Genomic DNA, 18981 nt, shown 5'->3' on the forward strand with positions numbered 1-18981 from the left:
CGCTGTGCCCCCCAGCGGCCCGAGCGCCACCCCCGCCACATACAGCGCCCGGTGCCAGCCGAGAAACGGCGCGAAAGGCGCCGCCAGCAGCCACAGCACCATATCCAGCAGGCGTGACCACTCCACCATCACCCCCGCGCCGGAATCATCGCGCGCCACCGTTATCACCAGATGCCCGGCGCGGATGCCATCCTCCAGCCGCAGCAGGCGCATGTAGCTGTCAGGGTCGTTCAAACTACCTGCGAGCACGCCGGGCCATTGATGCGCCCCGGCCACGATGTTGAGCGCGGCGGCAAGGAGAAAAAGCAGCGGATACATCATCCCGCATGCGCCCTGAAACCGCCCACACCGCGCTCGATCTCGGTGACATGGCGCGGCCGCAGGCCGCTGGCGTCCGTCAGCCCGCAGGAATGCGCGATCATCTCCACCTCTTCCATCAGCCGTCCGGCATAGCGGCTTACCCGCACCGCCTTGTCCGCCGGGTCCAGCCCCGCGATCAACCGCGGGTCGGCGGCGGTCACCCCCGTGGGGCAGCGCCCGGAGCCGCATTTCATCGCCTGGATACACCCGAGCGAGAACATGAAGCCCCGCGCGGAGGAAACGAAATCCGCCCCCATGCACAGCGCCCAGGCCACCTTGTCCGGCGTTATCAATTTGCCCGCCGCGATGATGCGTATCCGCCCGGTCAGCCCATGTTCATCGCGCAACGCCACCGCATAGGGCAACGCCTGGGTTATTGGCAGCCCCATATAGTCAGCCAGCGGCTCCGGCGCCGCGCCGGTGCCGCCTTCGCCGCCGTCCACCTGGATATAATCAGGGCAATGTTCGGGGTTCTCCACACAGTCGTTGAACCATTCATCAAGGAAGCGCGGGTCGCCGACGACGAACTTAACCCCCACCGGCTTGCCGGTGATCCCCCGCACCCGGGCGATGAAGGCGCCCAGTTCAGCGATGTTGGCGATGTCGCGGTGGCGGTTGGGGGAGATGCTGTCATGCCCTTCGGGAATGCCGCGAATGGCGGCGATTTCCGCTGTCACCTTGCCGCCCGGCAACACGCCGCCCTTGCCCGGCTTGGCGCCCTGCGCCAGCTTCACCTCGAACATCTTCACCTGCGGCATCGCCGCGATCTCGCGCAGCCGCTCCTCGGAAAGTGCGCCGCTGGCATCACGCACGCCATATTTGGCGGTGCCGATCTGCATGATGATATCCGCCCCGCCCTCCAGATGGAATTTAGAGAGTCCGCCCTCGCCGGTGCTCATCCAAACGCCCGCGAGCTTTGCCCCGCGCGAGAGCGCGCTCACCGCCGCATGGCTCAACGCGCCATAGCTCATGCCCGAGATGTTGAAAAAATGCTGCCCCATGTAAGGCTGCGCGCACGCCCCCGGGCCGCTGGTGATGCCGATCAGCTTGCCGGGAAAATGCCGCTTCTCCTCATCGAGCACCGGAAACGCGGCATTGCGGAACACAAAGCTCGGCACATTCTCCGAGCCGAAGCTCACCAGATTGGAAACCCCTTTCGCCGAGCGATACACCCAGCTGCGCTCCAACCGGTTGAACGGCCGCTCCGCCCAGTCCGGCAGATATTGGTACTGGCGCATATATTCGCCCCAGGTCTCGGCAAAGTAGCGGAAATGCCCGATGACGGGGAAATTGCGCAGCACGGTATGTTTTTGCTGGTGCGTGTCGCGCCAATACACCACCGCCAGCCCCGCCGCGGCACCGGCCGCCAATATCCCCAGAACCATATAAGCGCTCCCCGGCCTTTTGCCTGAGCGTGATAGCCTTGAATCGCGCGCATGTCTCTGTTCTCGCGCGATCTGGCATCCGAACCCGCTTGGGCTTATGATTACGCATGGCAAAAGATAAGAGCTACGACAAAACCCTGCGCCACCTGCAAGTCGAGCTGGTGAAACTCCAGCGCCATGTGATTTCACGCGGCCAGAAGGTGCTCATCATCCTTGAAGGCCGCGACGGTGCTGGCAAGGACGGCACCATCAAGCGCATCATCGAGCATCTCTCCCCGCGCGATATCCGCGTCGTGGCGCTCTCCAAACCATCCGACGTTGAAGCCACCCAATGGTATTTCCAGCGTTATGTGAACCATCTGCCGGCCGCCGGCGAGATCGTGCTGTTCAACCGCTCCTGGTACAACCGCGCCGGTGTGGAGCATGTCATGGGCTTCTGCTCGGACCACGACTACCACACCTTCCTGCGCAACGTGCCGGTGTTCGAGTCCATGCTGGCCGATTCCGGCATCACGGTGATCAAATACTACCTCGACATCGACCGCAAGGAACAGAAGAAGCGCCTTGAGGCCCGTCATGACGATCCGCTGAAACAATGGAAAATCAGCCCGATCGACGAGAAGGCCCTGAAACATTTTGATGACTATACCAAGGCCCGCAACATCATGCTGCGCGCGACCGATAGCGCCACCGCGCCATGGATGGTGGTCCGCGCCAACGACAAAAAGACCGCCCGCCTGGCGATTATAGCCGATCTCATCACCCGGGTGGATTACGCCGACGCCACCCCGCATGACACCCATACAGAGATCGTCTGCCGGTTTGATGAAGCCTGCCTCACCAACGGCATGCTCGCCTCATGAACGCGCTGCTGGACAAGCTCACATTCGATGCCAACGGGCTGATCCCCGCCATCGCCCAGCAGCATGACACGGGTGAGGTGCTGATGATGGCCTGGATGAACCGCGACTCCATCGAGGAGACGCTCAAGACCGGCCAGGTCTGCTATTGGTCGCGCTCGCGGCAAAAACTCTGGCGCAAGGGCGAATCCTCCGGCCAGCAACAGAGGCTGGTGGAGTTGAGACTCGACTGCGACGGCGACACGCTGCTGCTCCTGGTCGACCAGAAGGGCGTCGCCTGCCACACCGGGCGGCGAAACTGCTTTTTTCTTGCCTGGCGCGGCGAAGATTTGGTGGAAATCGCCGCGCCACTGGTGGACCCGGCACAGCTTTACAAGTAACCGCGCCCCCTCCACTTGATAGATTCTGAAATTTGGCGAAATAAGTAAGGGCAAAATTCTGATGGGTCCGATCATGTCGCTCAAGCTGCCGAAATTCCTTTCCGCCCGCCCGGTCATCGCCGTGGCGGCCCTTGCGCTTCTCCTCGGTGGCGCGGCAACCAGCCGCTTCGCCAATGCGGATGATACCGCCGATTACCCGGCGGCCAGCCTCACCGCCCCCACCGACCCGGCGGCGCTGATCGCGCGCGGCAAATACCTGACAGAGGCGGCTGACTGCATGCCCTGCCACACCGGACCCAACCACGCGCCCTTCTCCGGCGGCTTGGTCATGGCCACGCCCTTCGGTGGCCTCGCCACCCCCAATATCACGCCTGACAAAGCAACCGGCATCGGCAACTGGACGGATGCGCAATTCTACAACGCCGTGCACTACGGCGAAGCGCCGGGCCGCTCTTATCTGTTGTTCCCCAAATTCCTCTACCCGGCGATGCCCTACACCTCCTACACCAAGCTCTCCTACGCGGACGTGATGGCGATCAAGGCGTATCTCTTCTCGTTGCCGCCGGTGAACGTAGCGCCCACGCCGAGCACCATGCTGTTTCCCTTCAACCAGCGGCCCGTGCTGCTCGGCTGGCGCATCTTGTTCTTCCGCTCGGGCCCGATGCACATGAACCCGGCCTGGAGTGACAGCATGAAGAACGGCGCCTACCTCACCGAGGCGCTGGGCCATTGCGGCGAATGCCACACACCGCGCAACTTCCTGAGCGCCATGATGCTGGACAAAGCCTACGCAGGCGCGCCGATTGACGCCTTCTTCGCCCCCAACATCTCGTCCGACAAAAAATATGGCGTCGGCGGCTGGGCGCAGGCGGACCTCGTGGCCTACCTGCATGACGACGGCAACATGGTCAAAGGCTCGCCCTACGCCGCCATGGGCGAGGTTGTGGACCATTCCACCAGCCAGATCCCCGTGTCTGACGATGTGGACATCGCCAACTACCTGCAGAACGAGACGGTGCCCCAGCATGTGCCGCCCACCCCCGCGGTGCCCAACGCCGCAGCCTCCATCGCCCTTGGCGCCACTGTGTACACCGCCAACTGCGCCGGGTGCCACGGCAAGACCGGCGGCGGCATGGCCCCGATCATTCCCAATCTCGCGGGCAATGACTCCGTCACCGCCTCGGAACCCACAAACGTGATCGGCGCCGTGCTGAGCGGGCTGGACCCGTGGAAGGCCAACGGCCCGGCCATGCCGGCTTTCGCCAACAGCCTGTCGGATGCACAGATCGCCGCCGTCACCAACTATGTGCGCACCAGCATGGGCAACAACGCCACCGCTGATGCCTCCCCGCATGATGTGATGAAGCTGCGCGCAATCGCCGTGGTGCCGCCCTCCGCCACCAAATCGGCTGATCTCTTTGGTTGCCCGCATATCTCCGCCGCCGGCGGGGCCACCAGCATCGCGGACCCTGGCAGCGACCTGTTGAACAGCTACGCGGGCGCCACCCCGGCAACCATGCCGAACCGGACCCGCACGCTGATCTCGGCCATCCGCGCCGGCAACACCACCATCAGCAACGCGGACCTGACCAACGACCTCATCGCGGCATACTGCCCCGTGGTCGCCAACCAGAGCGGGCTGAGCAATGCCGCCAAACATCAGGCAATGCAGAACTTCGTCGCCAGCGTGCAGCCGCTCATTGCCTCGGCCGTCAATTAACATCGAGACGCTGACGGGAGCGGCCGTCGTGCCGCTCCTGCCGGAACTCGCCCGGCTGCGCATCAGCGTCTTCCACGAGTTCCCCTATCTCTACGACGGCGATGCCGCCTACGAGCAAACCTATCTGCGCGTTTACGCGCAGGCGCCGGGTGCTGCCGTCATCGTCGCGCGTGACGGCGGAAAAATCATCGGCGCCTCAACCTGCCTGCCGCTGACGGCTGAAACCGCGAATGTGCAAAAACCCTTCCTCGATGCCGGGGAGGATATCTCCAAGGTTTTCTATTTCGGCGAGAGCGTGCTGGAACAGGCTTATCGCGGCCAGGGCATCGGCGTGCATTTTTTTGATGCCCGCGAGACCCAGGCGCGCGCCACTGGCCATCCCGTCACCGCCTTCTGCGCCGTGCGCCGCCCGGCGGACCACCCGCTGCGCCCGGCGGGTTATGTCCCGCTGGATGAATTTTGGCGCCATCGCGGCTATACCAAACGCCCAGCACTTAGCTGCACCATGTCCTGGCGCGACATCGGCGAGAGAGAACCGAGCGAAAAAATCATGGATTTCTGGACCAGGACCCTATGAAACTCGCGCTGGCGCCCTTTGGCGTCTCTCCACCTCCCAATTTCAAATCCTTCATCACCCGCATTGAACGCCTGGCCGCCGAGGCGGCACTCGGCGGCGCTGATCTGCTCGCTTTGCCGGAATATTTCTCCATGGTCCTGGCCGGGGCCAGCGTCACCACGCCTGATCTCGCGGCCGAGCTTGCCATTGTCACCGCGCAGGCCGATGAGCTGACCGCCGCCCTGCGCGAGACGGCCGCGCGCCACAAAATATACCTGCTAGCGGGTTCCATCCCCATGCGGCTTGGCACCGTGTTCAATAATCGCGCCGCCTTCATCGCCCCTTCCGGCGCGCTGGCCTTTCAGGACAAGCAATGCATGACCCGTTTCGAGGCCGAGCGATGGGGCATCACCGGCGGTAATCCACCCCAGGTGTTCGAGACCAGCTTCGGGCGCATCGGCGTGTCCATCTGTTATGATAGCGAATTCCCGCTGCATGTGCGCGCGCAGGTGACGGCAGGGGCCAGACTCATCCTCATCCCCAGTTGCACCGACAGCCCCGCCGGCTTCAACCGCGTGCGCCTGAGCGCGCGCGCCCGCGCCATCGAGAATCAGTGCTACACCGCCGTCATCCCGCTCACCGGCCAGGCGCCCTGGTCCGTCTCGATTAACGAAAACTACGGCCAAGCGGCCCTGTTCACCCCGTGCGACGCCGGTTTCCCGCCGGACGGCGTGGCTGTGGCGGGGCGCATGAACGCATCGGAGCTGGTGTTCGCCACCGTGGATTTCGCCGCCATTGATACGCTGCGTACCCAGGGTGCGGTGCTCAACCACCGGGACTGGCCAGAGGCAATCCCCCCCTGCCCCGTGGTGCCCCTGGCGTGACCAGGGTTTTCCTTATCGCCGGCGAGGCCAGCGGCGACGTGCTGGGCGCGCGCCTGATGGCGGCGCTGCGCGCACAACGCGAAGATCTGGTGTTCTCGGGCATCGGCGGGGCGCGCATGGCGGAGGCGGGGCTTGAGTCCATCTTCCCCATGCAGGAGCTGGCGGTGATGGGCCTGGCTGAAATCCTGCCCCGGATTTTCGCGCTGAAACGGCGCATCAACCAGACGATCGAGACAATCAAGGCCACCCGGCCGGATATCGTCGTCACCATCGACAGCCCCGGCTTCTGCCTGCGTGTGCTCAAAGGCATCTCCGGCACCGGCATTCCGCGCATCCACTACGTTGCCCCGCAGGTCTGGGCCTGGCGGCAGGAACGGGTGAAGCACTACCCCGGCCTGTGGGACGAGCTGCTCTGCCTGCTCCCCTTCGAGCCCGCGTTTTTTGCCCCGCACGGGTTGAATCCGGTTTTCGTCGGCCATCCGGTTCTGGAATCGGGTGCCAATATGGGCGACGCCGCGCGCTTTCGCGCCCAGCATAACATGGCCCCAGGCGCCGTGCCGGTGGTGCTCATGCCCGGTTCGCGCGTCACTGAAACCTCGCGCCTGCTGCCGGTATTCCGCCAGAGCATGGTGGAGCTTTCCGCACGCATCGCGCAGCTGCAACCCGTGCTCGCCGCCGCCGCCGGCGTTGCCGAGGCCGTGGCCGCCCAAACGCGCGACTGGCCGGTCTCCCCCATCATCGTGCGCGATGTCGCCACCCGTTACGACGCCTTTGCCGCCGCGCGCGCGGCGCTGACCAAATCCGGCACCTCCACGCTGGAACTCGCCATGGCCGGCGTGCCGATGGCGGTGACCTACCGGGTCAACCCGCTCAGCGCGATGCTGGCGCGGCGCATGATCAAGGTGGAACATGTCGCCATGATCAACCTGCTGGCAGGCCGCGCGCTGGTGCCCGAGCTGTTGCAGCAGGATTGCACCCCAGCGAAACTGAGCGCGACGCTGTACGGGTTGATCACCGGCGAGGCCGCCGCCGCAACGCAGCGCGCGGGTTTCGCCACCGCGCTGGCAAGCCTGCGCGCACCCGCCGGAACCCCCTCATCCGCCGCCGCCGCCCGGGTTCTCGCCAGACTTGGAACAGGGGGGAATCAGGCTCTATCGGGACACGTCATTGAAAATGCCGTGTCCCAATAGCGTCATATTTAGCGCGCGCCGCCCACCAACCCGCGCGCAGTACCCTGCGTCATGAATGACGCAGGGTACTATAGCCTCGCCCGCTCATTCAGCAGTGCCGGCCCCATTCTGGTTTGCCGGGTCATAAAGCGCGATCATAATCCGGCTGCCCGCCACCTGCGTCAGGCTGGGTTTGCCAAGCGCCTGCGCCCCGGCGAAAAACTTCGAGAACGCCGCATGCTCCGCGCTCTGCCCCGCGTGGCCATACACCACCCACACGCGCTTACCCTGGCTCGCGGCCTTTTCGGCATGGTTCAGGCCGCCCGCAGCATCCTTCAGCACCACACTGCGCGCGCCCGGCGGCAGATACATGCGCAAAATCGGCAACGCCCCAGTATCGTAGAGATACACCACATCCCCGGGGCTGACATCCTGCGCCAGCAATTTCGCGGCGATATCCCAACGCGGTTTGGTCTCGGCATTGTAGTAGGGCACGAGGTTCACGAGCAGCAGCAGCGCCCCGCCCGCCACCACCAGCGCGCGCGCGCGCGGCGCGGCAAGGTCCAGCAGCGCCGCGCCGCCAATCCCGGCGAGGATCGCGAAGGGCGCGGCACTCCACAAAATATAGCGGGGCAGCAGAATTGGCCGCCAGATCGAAACGATCGTGAACATCAACGGTAGAAACACAAAGGAGATGCCCAGCACCGCAAGCACCGCGGGGCGGCGGCGCAGCGCCCAGGCGGCACTGGCCACGCCCAGGGCCAGGGCTGCATCAATCACCCAGACCAGCGCGAGGGGTGTGGGTACATGCATGAACTTGAAGGTCACCGAATCAGCGATCCGCATGAAGTAGACCGAGCCAAGATCATACCAAAGCCGCGAGGCGTTCAGCGGTGGAATCCACATCACGCTTTGGATGTAGCCCTGTCCCTGGTGCAACGTCATCAGGTAGTAGAACGGCCCGCACAATAGCGCGACGATGAAATCGGAGAGCAGGAAATTGCGCAGCAGCTGCCAGCGGTCCGGCGATTGTACGAGCAGCGCCGCGCCGATGACATTGGCAACAATCAACCAGGGCAGCCCGTCGCCCAGCACATCCAGCGCCACGGCCGAGCCCAGTATGAACACCGCCCAGCAAGCCCCCGTCACATTCCAGCGGATTGGCTTTGAGGCGGCGGAAATATCCATGGCCAGCCGCGTGATTCCATAGAGCGCGACCAGAATCAGAAACATCTCCAGCGTATAGGAGCGCGCCTCCTGGCTGAAGGCGAGCGCCGTCGGCGAGAGGCCGATGATGAGCGCGGCCACGATCCCCGCGGTGCGCCCGGCGATCCGGTACGCGATCATATACACCAGCATCACCGCCAGCGCGCCGAACACCGCCGAGGGCAGACGCAGCCAATATTGCGGGTCGCCCAGCCCTACCAGCGGCGAGAGCATGAGGAAGAAGCTCGGCATATGGTGGTTTATGAAGGAATCGTTCACCAGCGCCGCCGGCGCCAGCGAGGCGCGCTGGAAGGTGAACGCCTCGTCAAGCCAGAACGGCCTGGCGCCCAGGCCGCTCAGCCGGGGCAGCAGCGCCAGCACGAACACCAATGCCGGCCAGCACAACGCACGCAGTCTGTTCACGCAAGCGCCTCCGCCGGTCCCTGTTTCTGGTTCTGTGCCTGGCCTTGCGCAGCCGCCGGCAGCGGGTCAGCCGGTTGCCAGTCGCGAAAAAACGCGCGGCCGACGGCACCCGCGAGCGCCTGAATATGGATCTGGACCATGTCCAGATACTCGTGCAGCCCCGTGGCGAGAATATGGCTGATTGGCTTCTCCAGCAACAATTCGCGCAAATATTGCGCCATCTCAATCGCCTCGGCCGCGGCTGGCAGCCCGTAGATCCGCCGCAAATCGTCCAGATGCAGCTCTGCTCTGCGCACGCACAGCAGCGCCGAGCGCGGCGAGGAGGGATCGCGCAGCAGGAAGTGCACGACATCCTCCGCCGAGAAGCTGGCGCGCGAGCGCCGCTTGAAGGCATGATACCCCGCGGCGGCGCGCAAAATCGCGTTCCACTGCGTCAACTCGGCCACGCGCTTTTCCTCGCGCCCCTGCGGCAGAATGGCGGTGTATTTGATATCAAGCATCCGCGTGGTCTGGTCGGCGCGCTCCAGCAACCGGCCTAGCTCATAAAAATACCAGCCCTGGTCGCGATACAACGTCCCCTCGGTGATGCCGGTATGCGCCTGCACCCCGTCCTTCAGCCTGGTGCACAGCCGCGAGAGCGCGTCGCCTTCCAGATCCTCGGGCGTGATCTGCCCCACGAAGCGGTGGAACATATTGATCTGGCGCCACATCTCCGTGCTCATCAGCGGGCGCAGCGTGCGCGCGTTGGTGCGCGCGTCCTCCAGATTGCCCGGCACGGAGGTTGGGTTGCCGCGGTCCAGCAGATAAAACCGCTTCACATGCGCCGCATCCGGCGAGAACCCGCGCGCCGCGAAATTCTTCTCATCGGCGTTGATGCGGATCAGCCCGAACCAGGCATCCGTCTCAAATCCCGGACTCTCGAAACTCTGCGTCACATCGATCAGCCGTGCCAGATTCTCCACCCGCTCCAGGTAGCGCGCCATCCAGAACAACCCCTCGGCATCGCGCGAGAGCAGCACGGCATCAAAACGCATCGCGCTCATTTTCCCGCCCCTTCCGTCAGATCATCCGCCAGAACCCAGGTGTCCTTGGAGCCGCCGCCCTGGCTGGAATTCACAATCAAACTGCCGCGCTTCATCGCCACGCGGGTCAGCCCGCCGGGCAGCACCCAGCTCTCCCGGCCGGTGATGATGAACGGCCGCAAATCCAGATGCCGCGGCCCAACCCCCTCGGCCGCCAGCGTCGGCGCGACGGAAAGCCCGATCATCGGCTGGCTGATCCAGTTGCCCGGATCGGCCAAAATGGAGGCCCGCGCCGCCTCCAGCTCCTCCTTGCTGGCGCGCGGCCCGATGGTGATGCCATACCCGCCGGACTCGCCCACCGGCTTGGTCACCAGCTTGTGCAGATTCTCCAGCGTATATTGCAGCCCCTCCGGCTCGCGGCAGATATGGGTCTCCACATTCTTCACCAGCGCCTCCTGCCCGAGGTAATATTGGATGATGCGCGGCATGTAGGCATACACCGCCTTGTCATCGGCAACACCGGTGCCCACGGCATTGGCGATCGCGACATTCCCGGCCTTCCACGCGCCAATCAACCCGCGCACGCCCAGCATGGAATCCGGCCGGAACACCGCCGGGTCCAGAAAATCATCGTTCAAACGCCGGTAGATTGTATGCACCCGGCGCAACCCGCTGGTTGTGCGCATGTAGACGCGCTCATCCTCCACCACCAGGTCCGCGCCGACCACCAGCGGCACGCCCATTTCGCGCGCCAGGAACACATGTTCGAAATAGGCGGAGTTATAAATGCCCGGCGAGAGCAGCACGACCTGCGGATCATCCGCCCCTCCCGGCGCGATCTCGCTCATCGCCGCGCGCAGCCTGCGCCCGTAATCATCCACCGGCTTCAGCCGTATCCCCGCCATCAGATCAGGGAAAGCGCGCAGCATCAGGTGCCGGTTCTCAATCACATAGCTCACCCCGGAGGGCGTGCGCGCATTATCCTCCAGCACGCGGAAATCGCCGAATTCGTCGCGAATGATATCAATGCCGCAGACATGCACATACGTCCCGTGCGGTACGGGAAAATCCTTCATCTCCGGCCGGTAGTTGGAGTTGCCATAGACCAGCTCGGCCGGAATCACCCCGTCGCGCACGATATGCCCCGGCCCGTAGATATCGCCCAGAAACGCATTCAGCGCCGCCACCCGCTGGATGCACGCCCGCTCCAGCAGGCTCCATTCCGCCGCCGTGAGCACGCGGGGAATACAGTCAAACGGCAAAATCCGGTCGATGGCGGTGGCATCGGAATACACGGTGAAGGTCACGCCGAGGTCGATCAACTCGGTCTCCGCGGCCGAGGCGCGCGCGCGCAGCGCCTCCAGCCCGATCGTCCCGAGTCGTTCGACCAGCCAGTCCGGCACCGGGCCGGCATCGGCCCGCTTGCGCGTGAGTTCGCAAAAATAGCGGCCCGGATCGTACTCCGGCCAGATGGTGCGAAAGATTTCGTTCATACCAGCAGCTCCGATCGGAAATTGCCCAGACCGGCCTGCGGGGCTGGCGCCGGAACGGTCAAGTCATAGGCAAAAACTGCGCAAATTCGCGCCAAAGCAAAAATAACCGCGAAGGAATTCATCAGCTGCCAACCATCCAACAGTACCTTCTCACCATGGTTCCTGACAGGCTGCATCCAAAATCGGTGTTCCCGCAAGTCCCTGCCGGGTTCCATGCAAACCGCGGACCAGCCGGCCCCACCGGCTGGCAAACCATATGCCCGCGCGGCTCATGTTGCGGCGCAACCTGATTCGCCATAGCCCGCGGGCAATCAGTCTGTTAACCAGGACGAATGAGTGCAGTGGCTTCCTGCGATGAAATGATCGACCGGTCCGGCCGGGTACGGGGCCACTGGGCGCCACTGCTCGAGGCCGTGCGCGATGTCGGGCATGAGGAGCTGGCCCGCCGCGCCGCCGCACTGAACCGGCAGATGCGCCTCGCCGCCCCCTTCGGCGCCGCGCCAACCCGCCATTACGATCCCTTGCCCGCACTGCTCACCCCGTTCGAATTCTCCGGGCTTGAGGCGGGGCTGCTGCAACGCGCGCAACTGCTCAGCGCCGCGCTGCAAGACCTCTACGGCCCGCAAACCTTGCTGCGCGATGGCAGCCTCCCGCCCGCGCTGGTACTGGGCAACCCGCATTTCCTGCGCAGCCTGCACACGCAAACCCCGCTCAACTTCCCGCGCCTCAGTCTCTACGCGGCCGATCTCATCCGCGGGCCGGACGGGCATTTCCAGGTCCTGCGCGACCATACCGGCGTCATCCCCGGTCTTGGCCATGCGCTGTCGCTGCGGCGCATCGCCTCCGGCACTGTGCCTGAGCTTTTCCGCGCCGGGGGGCTGCGTAGCCTGCGCCCGGTGCGTGAGATGCTGGTGGACAATCTGCAACGCGCGGCCCAGGGCGGGCTGGTCGCCGTGCTTTCGGCCGGGGCCGCCAACCCGGCCCTGGCGCCCGACGCGATGGACGATGCCCTGCTCGCCCGCGCGCTCGGCGTGCTGCTGATTGAACCCGGTGACCTCGCCACCCGCAACGGCGGCCTGCACATGAAAACCCTAAGCGGCCTGCTGCCCGTCGCCAGCCTCATCCGCGGGCTCCCGGGAATTGATCTGGACCCGCTGGAACAAGGCGGGCGGCCCGGCGCCGGTATCCCCGGCGCCTTTGGCGCCATCCGCTCCGGGGCGCTGAAAATGCTCAACGCCCCCGGCAGCGCATTGATGGAAGCCGCTGAACTTGCGGGATATATTGAACCACTGTTCCAGCGCCTGCTCGGTGCCGCCCCGCTGCTGGCGAAAGCCTCCGGCGACCCGGTGGCAAGCGCGTCCCGCGCCCCTTTCGTCAGCGGCACCAGTCTGGTCTCCCCCCCCATCCTCTTCCGGCTCTACGCATGGCACGACGGCAACACCTGGCAGGTTCTCCCCGGCGGCCTCGGTTTCGGCCTGGAGCAGACGAACGCGGCACAGGGCATCATCCTCACCGGCATGAAGGACCTTTGGGTGCTGGACGCCGACGAGCCGCATATCATCTCCGGCGCCGCCCAGTCGGACGTTCCAAGGCGCACCCAGTTTCTCGCCGCCGCGCATCTGCCCTCGCGCGTGGCTGACAATTTGTTCTGGCTCGGCCGCTCGGTCGAGCGGCTGGAAGCCGCCGCGCGTCTGCTCATGCTGGCGCTGCCCCGGCTGGAATCCGGCACTTCGCTGCCGCGCGACCTGGCCGAACGCGCGCTGATCGCCAAATGCCTTGCCCAGGCCGGGCTGCTCCCGGCTGACCTCGCGGGCGGCGCGCTCTCGGGCCGCCAGCTGCGCGGCGCGTTGGCGCGGCGTAAGCCAGTTACCGGGCAGCTCAAGGAAGTCGCCCGGCTGGTCAACGCCGCCAGCGAGCGCTTGAGCCCCAGCATGCTGGCCACTGTGCGCTTCGCTCTGAACCAGGCCACCGAATCCCTGCCCAACGAGGAGCTGGCCCTGCCCGCCATGCTCAGTTTCGCCGCCACTTTCGCGGGCATCGCGGCGGAGAACATGTCGCGCGACGGCGGCTGGCTGTTCCTGGAGATGGGCCGCAGGCTGGAACGCGCCGAAACCCTGGCCGAAAACCTCGCCATTTTGCTCAACGCCCCGCCCGAGCGGCTGGAACCCGGCATGGCGCTCGGCATCGAGCTGGCTGATTCCGTGCTCAGCTATGATTTGCGCCACGCGGGCATTCTGGCGCCCGGCCCCGTGCTCTCCATGCTGCTGGCCGATTCCGGCAACCCGCGCAGCCTGGCTTATCAATTCATCGTGTTGCGTAGCTGCCTGCAGCATCTGGGCGCCGAGGATGACGCCGAATCCCTGAAGCAGTTGCAGCAGGAGGCGGTGAACCTTAGTGGCGAGACCATCGGCCTGGCCAAGCCGCTGGCCGCCATCGCCGCCCGCCTGCGGCTGATCTCCGACCATGTGCACCGCCGCTTCTTCAGCCTGCTGCCAGAGGCCCACCAGCTCGAGGACGAGCTGGAGCTGGAAGCCGCGCAATGATCTACCGGCTGCACCACACCACCACTTATGACTATGCGGAGCCCGTCGTCCTCGGCACGCATTTCATGCACCTGCTGCCGCGCGCGCGGCCCGGCCAGTTCATCCGTGAGGCTATGCTCAGCGTCTCCCCGCAACCGGAAACAAGGCGCGACGAGACCGACCATTTCGGCAACATCACCACCACCATCTCCCTCACCGCCCCGCACCGGCAGTTCTCCGTGGCGCTCAGCGCCACCATTGAGGTGGAGCAGCCTCCCCCGCCGCCACCCGCGCAAACGCCGCGATGGGAGGCCATCGCGCTATGGGGTCTTAAAGACCCGGATGTTGCCGAATTCTGTCTGCCCAGCGCGCTGGCCAAGCCGAATGGGGAAATCGCTGACTACACCGCCCTCAGCTTTCCCCCCGGCCGCACCATCCTGGCCGGCCTGCTGGAGTTGAACCTGCGCATCTGGACGGACATGACCTACACCCCAGGCGTGACCAACAATTCCACCACGGCGGCGCATGTCTTCAAAACCCGCGCCGGCGTCTGCCAGGATTATGCGCATTTCATGCTGGCCTGCCTACGCGCTCTGGGCCTGCCTGGGCGCTACGTCTCCGGCTATCTGCGTACCTCGCCCCCCGCCGGGCAGATCAAACGCCGCGGGGCCGATCAGTCTCACGCCTGGGTCTCCGCCTGGCTCGGGCCGGAAATCGGCTGGGTTGACTTTGACCCCACCAATAATCTGCTGGTCAGCGATGAACATGTAACGCTCGCCTGGGGGCGTAATTTTCAGGATGTCAGCCCCCTGCGGGGCATCATCCTCGGCGGCGGGCGGCACTCGCTGCGCGTGAATGTGGACCTAGACCCGGTGCTGACCTAGCGGCCTGCTTGTCCCTGAAGCTTCATAAACAAAAACCCCGCGAGGCCGAGCAGCACCAGAACCGGAACCACGAACACCGCGGCCCAGAACATCAGCCAGAACATTACCCCGGCGAGGCATAAAAAAAGCCCGAACATCACCAGCCGGAGCAATATCTCCCCCAGCTTGGGTTTGGGTGGCTCAATGAAGTTGCCCTCCGGTGTCATGTCGATCACCGGACCGTTTGAATTTGCCATCACGCCAATATAATCCCCGCCCGCCGCAATTCAACCAAGCCCCGCCAGCGCGCCCTCGAAGCGCGCCAGATTCTCCGCCGTATACGCTGCATAGTCGAAATCCAGCTTGGAGGTAATCTCCGAGACAGCGCTCCAAAGCGTCTCGCGCAACAGCGAGGCGCATTGGCTCACCCTGAAGCCATCCCACACCGCGGCACCCGGCGGCCTGCCGAAATAAGCCTCCAGCAGCGCCGCATCGTGCTGCGGGCCAAATCCGTTGTTGGAGGCAAGGTTCGCCAGATCAAACAACGATGAATTAAACCCGGCGTAGTCCCAGTCCAGCAGCCACAGCCGCGCCCCGTCATCGAAGATATTCCCCGCCAGCAGGTCGTTATGCGAAAATACGACTTCCACCAGCCCCATCCGCCGCTCCAGCATGTCATTCAACCCCAGCAGCCGCTCCAGCTGTCCATCCAGGCTGGAGCGATTACCGCGCAACGCCGCGCCATAGGAGCGGTTGATATGAAACACCCAGAAAGCCAGGATCGGCCCTTGCAAATAAGGCCCCAGCCCGGTGTGGCATTGCTTTATCAACGCCGCCACGCGCGGCAGGTTCGCGGGCGCGCGGATTTCCTCCGGGCTCAGCGTGCGCCCCGCCAGCAGCCGGCTCACCATCACCCCCGGCGCGGTGTAATAAATCTCGGGCGAAAGCCCGGCCCGCGCCGCCGCTCTGGCCGCCGCCTGCTCGTTGAAGCGCATCACCCCGTGCTCGGGAATGTCCTTGCCCAGCCGCACGGCAAACCGCCGCCCGTCGTCCTGTTCCACGCCGAAATTGCGGTTGGTGATCCCCCCGGTGAGCGGCCAGATTTTAATCTCCCCCGTCCAGACCGGCAGCGCCTTAACCTCAGCCTCGCCCATTTGCCCCCCGGGTTGGAATGTTGCGGTCAGGTTTCCACATTCCACCACCTGCGGCAATGCGGGGCTACACCTCGCGCCCGGCCTGGCGCTTCCATTCGCGGTCCATCGCCGCGTTCACCTCGGCGCCGAACAGCACCACATAGGCCGAGAGATAAAACCACATCATCAGGCCGATCAGCGTGGAGAGCGGCCCATAAGTGGCGCTGTAGGCCGCGAAATGCCCGACATAGAAGCCAAACGCCCAGGACACCAGCAGCCACAGCAGGGTCGCGATGCCAGCCCCCGGCGCGTAGAAAATCCGGTTGCTCCCGGCTGGGCCAAAGCGATACAGCAGCCCCAGCGCCACCAGCACGAACAGCACCATTGCCCCCAGGCTGAGCAGGTTGACGATGATTTTCGTATTCCCCGGCAGGCCAAGGAACGCCAGCGCGACGGGGATGAACACCAGCAGGCCGATGGCCAGGGCCGCGCCGATCACCGCCACCAGCGTCATGCCCAGCGAGACCAGCTGAAACCGGATGATCCCGCGCTCCTCGCGCTCGTGATACGCCAGCGAGAGCGCGTTGAGGATTGATTTTGTCCCCGTCGATGACGACCAGAACGAGATCAGCAAGCTCAACCCAAAGCCCAGCCCCAGCCCCTGCGCCGGGGCCTGCACCAGGCTCTGAATCCGATCCGAGATCAGCGCGAAAGCCGCCGGCGGCATGAAGGTCTGCAGATATTGCAGCTGCGGCTGCACCGTCGCCGGATTATACACCAAGCCGTAGAACGAGATGAGCATGGTGATGGTGGGGAACAGCGCCAGCGTCGCGTAGAAGGCGCAGCCCGCCGCCACCAGCGAAACCCGCTGCGAGGCCGTGGCCTGCCCCGCCGCCACGAAGGAGCGCCGCAGAAACGGCATATGCGCGCAGTCCAGAATCCTGCCGATCATGCGCTGACCCTACGGATTTTCCCGTGCCGCGCAATCGCGCCACGAAAGCTTAACAACTACCGGCGCAACAAAAACGCCCGCACCGCCGCGATCGCGGGCGCGTCCATCAGCGCCGGGGCATGCCCGGCATCTTCCACCACATAACCCTCCGCGCCGGCCTCGCGCATACGCTCAAAGGTGCTGGGCAGCAGCAAATCGCTGGCGGCGCCGCGAATGGCCATGATCGGGAGCTTCAGCATCTCCCACAGCGGCCACATGTCCACATCCAGCGGCACGGTATTGCGCAGCGGCTCGGCGATCTTCGGATCATAATTCATGGCGAAGGCCCCGGCCCCGGTCTGGTCCAGCACCACCCGGGCGGAAAACCGCGCCAGATGCGCCCATTGCCTGTCGCTCAGCCGGCCAAAGGGCGCGTAGATCTCGCGCAGATGCGCCTCCAGCGCCGCCATGGTGGCAAAACGCTCCCCCTGCGTGGCCAGCGTGCCGCCAATGCGCTTCAGCGAGGCGGCGGGAATATGCGGGCCGATGTCATTAAGCACCAGCCGGGTGATCGGCGTGTTTTGCGCCGCGGCGATCATCATGCCGCAGATGCCGCCCAGCGAGGTGCCCACCCACGCCACCGGCTTGTTCAGCGCCGCCAGCAAATACGTCAGCGCCGTCACATAGCTCGGCGGCTGGTAGGCTAGGGCGTCGGGCAACCAGTCAGACTTGCCGCGCCCCGGCAGGTCCGGGCAGATGACATGGAAACGATCCGAGAGGGCCTCGGCCAGCGGGTCGAAATCGCGCCCGTTGCGCGAGAGCCCATGCACACACACCACAGCGGGCGCGGCCGGGTTGCCGAACTCGACATAGGCCATTTTGTGGAAGCTCGTGCCCAGCAGATAGTTAACCGAATTCGCCCGCGCCATGCCCAATCCCTTGCCAAACGCCGTGCGGGAATCGACCATCCGGCGCGGCTCGGTTATGGCTTAAATGATGCCGCGCCGTGCCACAACCAACCCCGGAAAACTCATCGTCACCGCCATGCTTGGCGCCTGCGCGGCCCTCAATCTCACCGTTTGAACCTTCTGCCTGCTGCACCCGCCCGCCCTTAACGGCGATTTCATGGCCTTCTGGTCCTACCCTCAATTTGCCGCCACGCACCCCATCGCCCAGATTTACAACACACAGGCGCTAGGCGCGGCGGGCAGCCTCCGCAAAACAGTTGTTGACGCAGGCCCCTGAACACCCAAACATACGCATAATGAGCTTCAAGCCCGCCCGCCGCCCGCATTTCTTCTACACCACGGCGCCGCTGCCCTGCCCCTATGTGGAGGGCCGCACCGAGCGCAAGGTGGTGACCGAGCTTGCCGGCGTCTCGGCCGAAACCCTGCACGACCGTCTCTCCCGCGGCGGCTTCCGGCGCAGCCACAACATCGCCTACGCGCCGGTTTGCCCCAGTTGCAGCGCCTGCGTGCCCATCCGCATCCGCGCGCGCGACTTTACCCCCAACCGCACGCAAAAACGCATCGCCCGCATCAACGCCGATCTGGTGGTGCAGGAAATCCCGCCGCGCGCCACCACCGAGCAATACCAGCTCTTCCAGCGCTACCAGCAGGCCCGCCACGGCGAGGGCGACATGGCGAGCATGAGTTTTTATGACTACCGCGCCATGGTCGAGGACACGCCGATTGAAACCTCGGTCATCGAATTCCGCACCCACCAGGGCGCCTTGCTCGGCGCCTGCCTCACCGACCATCTCGGCGACGGGCTTTCCGCCGTCTACAGCTTCTTTGAAACCAGCATGGACGAACGCTCGCTCGGCACTTACGCCATCATCTGGCTGGCGGCGCGCGCGGTGGCGATGGGCCTGCCGTTCGTCTACCTCGGCTACTGGGTCGAAGAGAGCCGCAAAATGGCCTATAAGGCCAAATTCCGCCCCAGCGAGGTGTTAAAACACGGGCAATGGGTGCCGCTGGCGGAGCACCGGGTGCATCAATTTACCCCGGCGGCTTTGGCGCCCGCCGGATAGGCCGCGCATTCCCCACCAGAACATTCCCCACCAGAACAAGGA

17 protein-coding genes and 1 pseudogene are annotated in these 18981 nt (G+C 64.9%); 9 read left to right on the forward strand and 9 right to left on the reverse strand.

Features of this window, described 5'->3' with window-relative positions:
• Positions 1-321 (reverse strand): annotated as a pseudogene (locus HKL97_RS02670) (hypothetical protein); the annotation flags it as partial.
• Positions 318-1745: an FMN-binding glutamate synthase family protein gene (locus tag HKL97_RS02675; RefSeq protein WP_291422559.1), complete on the reverse strand. Its 1428-nt coding sequence runs from the start codon at positions 1743-1745 to the stop codon at positions 318-320. The pseudogene HKL97_RS02670 and the gene HKL97_RS02675, both read right to left, overlap by 4 nt.
• A gap of 107 nt (positions 1746-1852) precedes the next feature.
• Here HKL97_RS02675 and ppk2 point away from each other — a divergent pair, with 107 nt between their 5' ends.
• The 6 genes from ppk2 (at position 1853) to lpxB (ending at position 7335) form a co-directional block, all read left to right on the forward strand.
• Positions 1853-2608: a polyphosphate kinase 2 gene (ppk2, locus tag HKL97_RS02680; RefSeq protein ID WP_291422560.1), complete on the forward strand. Its 756-nt coding sequence runs from the start codon at positions 1853-1855 to the stop codon at positions 2606-2608.
• The gene (gene hisI / locus HKL97_RS02685) at positions 2605-2985 is read left to right on the forward strand and encodes a phosphoribosyl-AMP cyclohydrolase (RefSeq protein WP_291422561.1); all 381 of its coding nucleotides are present in this window, start codon (positions 2605-2607) and stop codon (positions 2983-2985) included. Before ppk2 ends, hisI begins: the two co-directional genes overlap by 4 nt.
• Positions 2986-3058: 73 nt before the next feature.
• On the forward strand, positions 3059-4705 hold the full coding sequence (locus HKL97_RS02690; protein ID WP_291422562.1) for a cytochrome c: 1647 nt from the start codon (positions 3059-3061) through the stop codon (positions 4703-4705).
• Entirely contained in the window at positions 4686-5282 is a 597-nt protein-coding gene (locus tag HKL97_RS02695) for a GNAT family N-acetyltransferase (RefSeq protein WP_291422563.1), read from the forward strand. Before HKL97_RS02690 ends, HKL97_RS02695 begins: the two co-directional genes overlap by 20 nt.
• Positions 5279-6145 (forward strand): carbon-nitrogen hydrolase family protein, encoded by an 867-nt coding sequence (locus HKL97_RS02700; RefSeq protein ID WP_291422564.1) that lies wholly within the window; start codon positions 5279-5281, stop codon positions 6143-6145. Before HKL97_RS02695 ends, HKL97_RS02700 begins: the two co-directional genes overlap by 4 nt.
• On the forward strand, positions 6142-7335 hold the full coding sequence (gene lpxB / locus HKL97_RS02705; protein WP_291422565.1) for a lipid-A-disaccharide synthase: 1194 nt from the start codon (positions 6142-6144) through the stop codon (positions 7333-7335). Before HKL97_RS02700 ends, lpxB begins: the two co-directional genes overlap by 4 nt.
• An 84-nt stretch (positions 7336-7419) precedes the next feature.
• On the opposite strand, the gene HKL97_RS02710 is transcribed toward lpxB, so the two are convergent.
• From HKL97_RS02710 to HKL97_RS02720, 3 genes are read right to left on the reverse strand one after another with little or no spacing between them, the layout of a single operon-like run.
• Entirely contained in the window at positions 7420-8943 is a 1524-nt protein-coding gene (locus HKL97_RS02710; RefSeq protein WP_291422566.1) for a glycosyltransferase family 39 protein, read from the reverse strand.
• Positions 8940-9986: an alpha-E domain-containing protein gene (locus tag HKL97_RS02715; protein WP_291422567.1), complete on the reverse strand. Its 1047-nt coding sequence runs from the start codon at positions 9984-9986 to the stop codon at positions 8940-8942. Before HKL97_RS02715 ends, HKL97_RS02710 begins: the two co-directional genes overlap by 4 nt.
• Positions 9983-11458 (reverse strand): circularly permuted type 2 ATP-grasp protein, encoded by a 1476-nt coding sequence (locus HKL97_RS02720; protein ID WP_291422568.1) that lies wholly within the window; start codon positions 11456-11458, stop codon positions 9983-9985. The genes HKL97_RS02715 and HKL97_RS02720 overlap by 4 nt, the downstream gene beginning before the upstream one ends.
• Before the next feature lie 332 nt (positions 11459-11790).
• On the opposite strand from HKL97_RS02720, the gene HKL97_RS02725 reads away from it, so the two are divergent.
• Both HKL97_RS02725 and HKL97_RS02730 read left to right on the forward strand, forming a co-directional pair.
• Entirely contained in the window at positions 11791-14001 is a 2211-nt protein-coding gene (locus tag HKL97_RS02725; protein ID WP_291422569.1) for a circularly permuted type 2 ATP-grasp protein, read from the forward strand.
• Positions 13998-14864 (forward strand): transglutaminase family protein, encoded by an 867-nt coding sequence (locus tag HKL97_RS02730; RefSeq protein ID WP_291422570.1) that lies wholly within the window; start codon positions 13998-14000, stop codon positions 14862-14864. Before HKL97_RS02725 ends, HKL97_RS02730 begins: the two co-directional genes overlap by 4 nt.
• Here the strand turns inward: HKL97_RS02730 and HKL97_RS02735 are convergent.
• The 4 genes from HKL97_RS02735 to HKL97_RS02750 form a co-directional block, all read right to left on the reverse strand.
• Positions 14861-15100 (reverse strand): hypothetical protein, encoded by a 240-nt coding sequence (locus tag HKL97_RS02735; protein WP_291422571.1) that lies wholly within the window; start codon positions 15098-15100, stop codon positions 14861-14863. The two genes, HKL97_RS02730 and HKL97_RS02735, sit on opposite strands and share 4 nt — an antisense overlap.
• A gap of 30 nt (positions 15101-15130) precedes the next feature.
• Positions 15131-15997 (reverse strand): phosphotransferase, encoded by an 867-nt coding sequence (locus tag HKL97_RS02740; RefSeq protein WP_291422572.1) that lies wholly within the window; start codon positions 15995-15997, stop codon positions 15131-15133.
• 64 nt (positions 15998-16061) lie between these two features.
• Complete coding sequence (locus tag HKL97_RS02745) at positions 16062-16928, reverse strand: YihY/virulence factor BrkB family protein (protein ID WP_291422573.1); 867 nt, start codon at positions 16926-16928, stop codon at positions 16062-16064.
• A gap of 56 nt (positions 16929-16984) precedes the next feature.
• Positions 16985-17875, reverse strand: coding sequence for an alpha/beta fold hydrolase (locus HKL97_RS02750; protein WP_291422574.1), 891 nt, complete (start codon positions 17873-17875; stop codon positions 16985-16987).
• A gap of 296 nt (positions 17876-18171) precedes the next feature.
• On the opposite strand from HKL97_RS02750, the gene HKL97_RS02755 reads away from it, so the two are divergent.
• Positions 18172-18939 carry an arginyltransferase gene (locus tag HKL97_RS02755; protein WP_291422575.1) on the forward strand — a complete coding sequence of 256 codons (768 nt, stop codon included), beginning with the start codon at positions 18172-18174 and terminating at the stop codon, positions 18937-18939.
• Positions 18940-18981 lie beyond the last annotated feature (42 nt).

This window comes from Acidocella sp. (genome assembly GCF_013044125.1).
Taxonomy (GTDB): Bacteria; Pseudomonadota; Alphaproteobacteria; order Acetobacterales; family Acetobacteraceae; genus Acidocella.

What these genes read in the sequence shown, in the direction of transcription:
- HKL97_RS02675 (WP_291422559.1), bottom strand. Translation starts at nt 1,745, where the DNA reads ATGGTTCTGGGGATATTGGCGGCCGGTGCCGCGGCGGGGCTGGCGGTG.
- ppk2 (WP_291422560.1), top strand. Translation starts at nt 1,853, where the DNA reads ATGGCAAAAGATAAGAGCTACGACAAAACCCTGCGCCACCTGCAAGTC.
- hisI (WP_291422561.1), top strand. Translation starts at nt 2,605, where the DNA reads ATGAACGCGCTGCTGGACAAGCTCACATTCGATGCCAACGGGCTGATC.
- HKL97_RS02690 (WP_291422562.1), top strand. Translation starts at nt 3,059, where the DNA reads ATGTCGCTCAAGCTGCCGAAATTCCTTTCCGCCCGCCCGGTCATCGCC.
- HKL97_RS02700 (WP_291422564.1), top strand. Translation starts at nt 5,279, where the DNA reads ATGAAACTCGCGCTGGCGCCCTTTGGCGTCTCTCCACCTCCCAATTTC.
- HKL97_RS02715 (WP_291422567.1), bottom strand. Translation starts at nt 9,986, where the DNA reads ATGAGCGCGATGCGTTTTGATGCCGTGCTGCTCTCGCGCGATGCCGAG.
- HKL97_RS02720 (WP_291422568.1), bottom strand. Translation starts at nt 11,458, where the DNA reads ATGAACGAAATCTTTCGCACCATCTGGCCGGAGTACGATCCGGGCCGC.
- HKL97_RS02725 (WP_291422569.1), top strand. Translation starts at nt 11,791, where the DNA reads ATGAGTGCAGTGGCTTCCTGCGATGAAATGATCGACCGGTCCGGCCGG.
- HKL97_RS02730 (WP_291422570.1), top strand. Translation starts at nt 13,998, where the DNA reads ATGATCTACCGGCTGCACCACACCACCACTTATGACTATGCGGAGCCC.
- HKL97_RS02735 (WP_291422571.1), bottom strand. Translation starts at nt 15,100, where the DNA reads ATGGCAAATTCAAACGGTCCGGTGATCGACATGACACCGGAGGGCAAC.
- HKL97_RS02740 (WP_291422572.1), bottom strand. Translation starts at nt 15,997, where the DNA reads ATGGGCGAGGCTGAGGTTAAGGCGCTGCCGGTCTGGACGGGGGAGATT.
- HKL97_RS02745 (WP_291422573.1), bottom strand. Translation starts at nt 16,928, where the DNA reads ATGATCGGCAGGATTCTGGACTGCGCGCATATGCCGTTTCTGCGGCGC.
- HKL97_RS02750 (WP_291422574.1), bottom strand. Translation starts at nt 17,875, where the DNA reads ATGGTCGATTCCCGCACGGCGTTTGGCAAGGGATTGGGCATGGCGCGG.
- HKL97_RS02755 (WP_291422575.1), top strand. Translation starts at nt 18,172, where the DNA reads ATGAGCTTCAAGCCCGCCCGCCGCCCGCATTTCTTCTACACCACGGCG.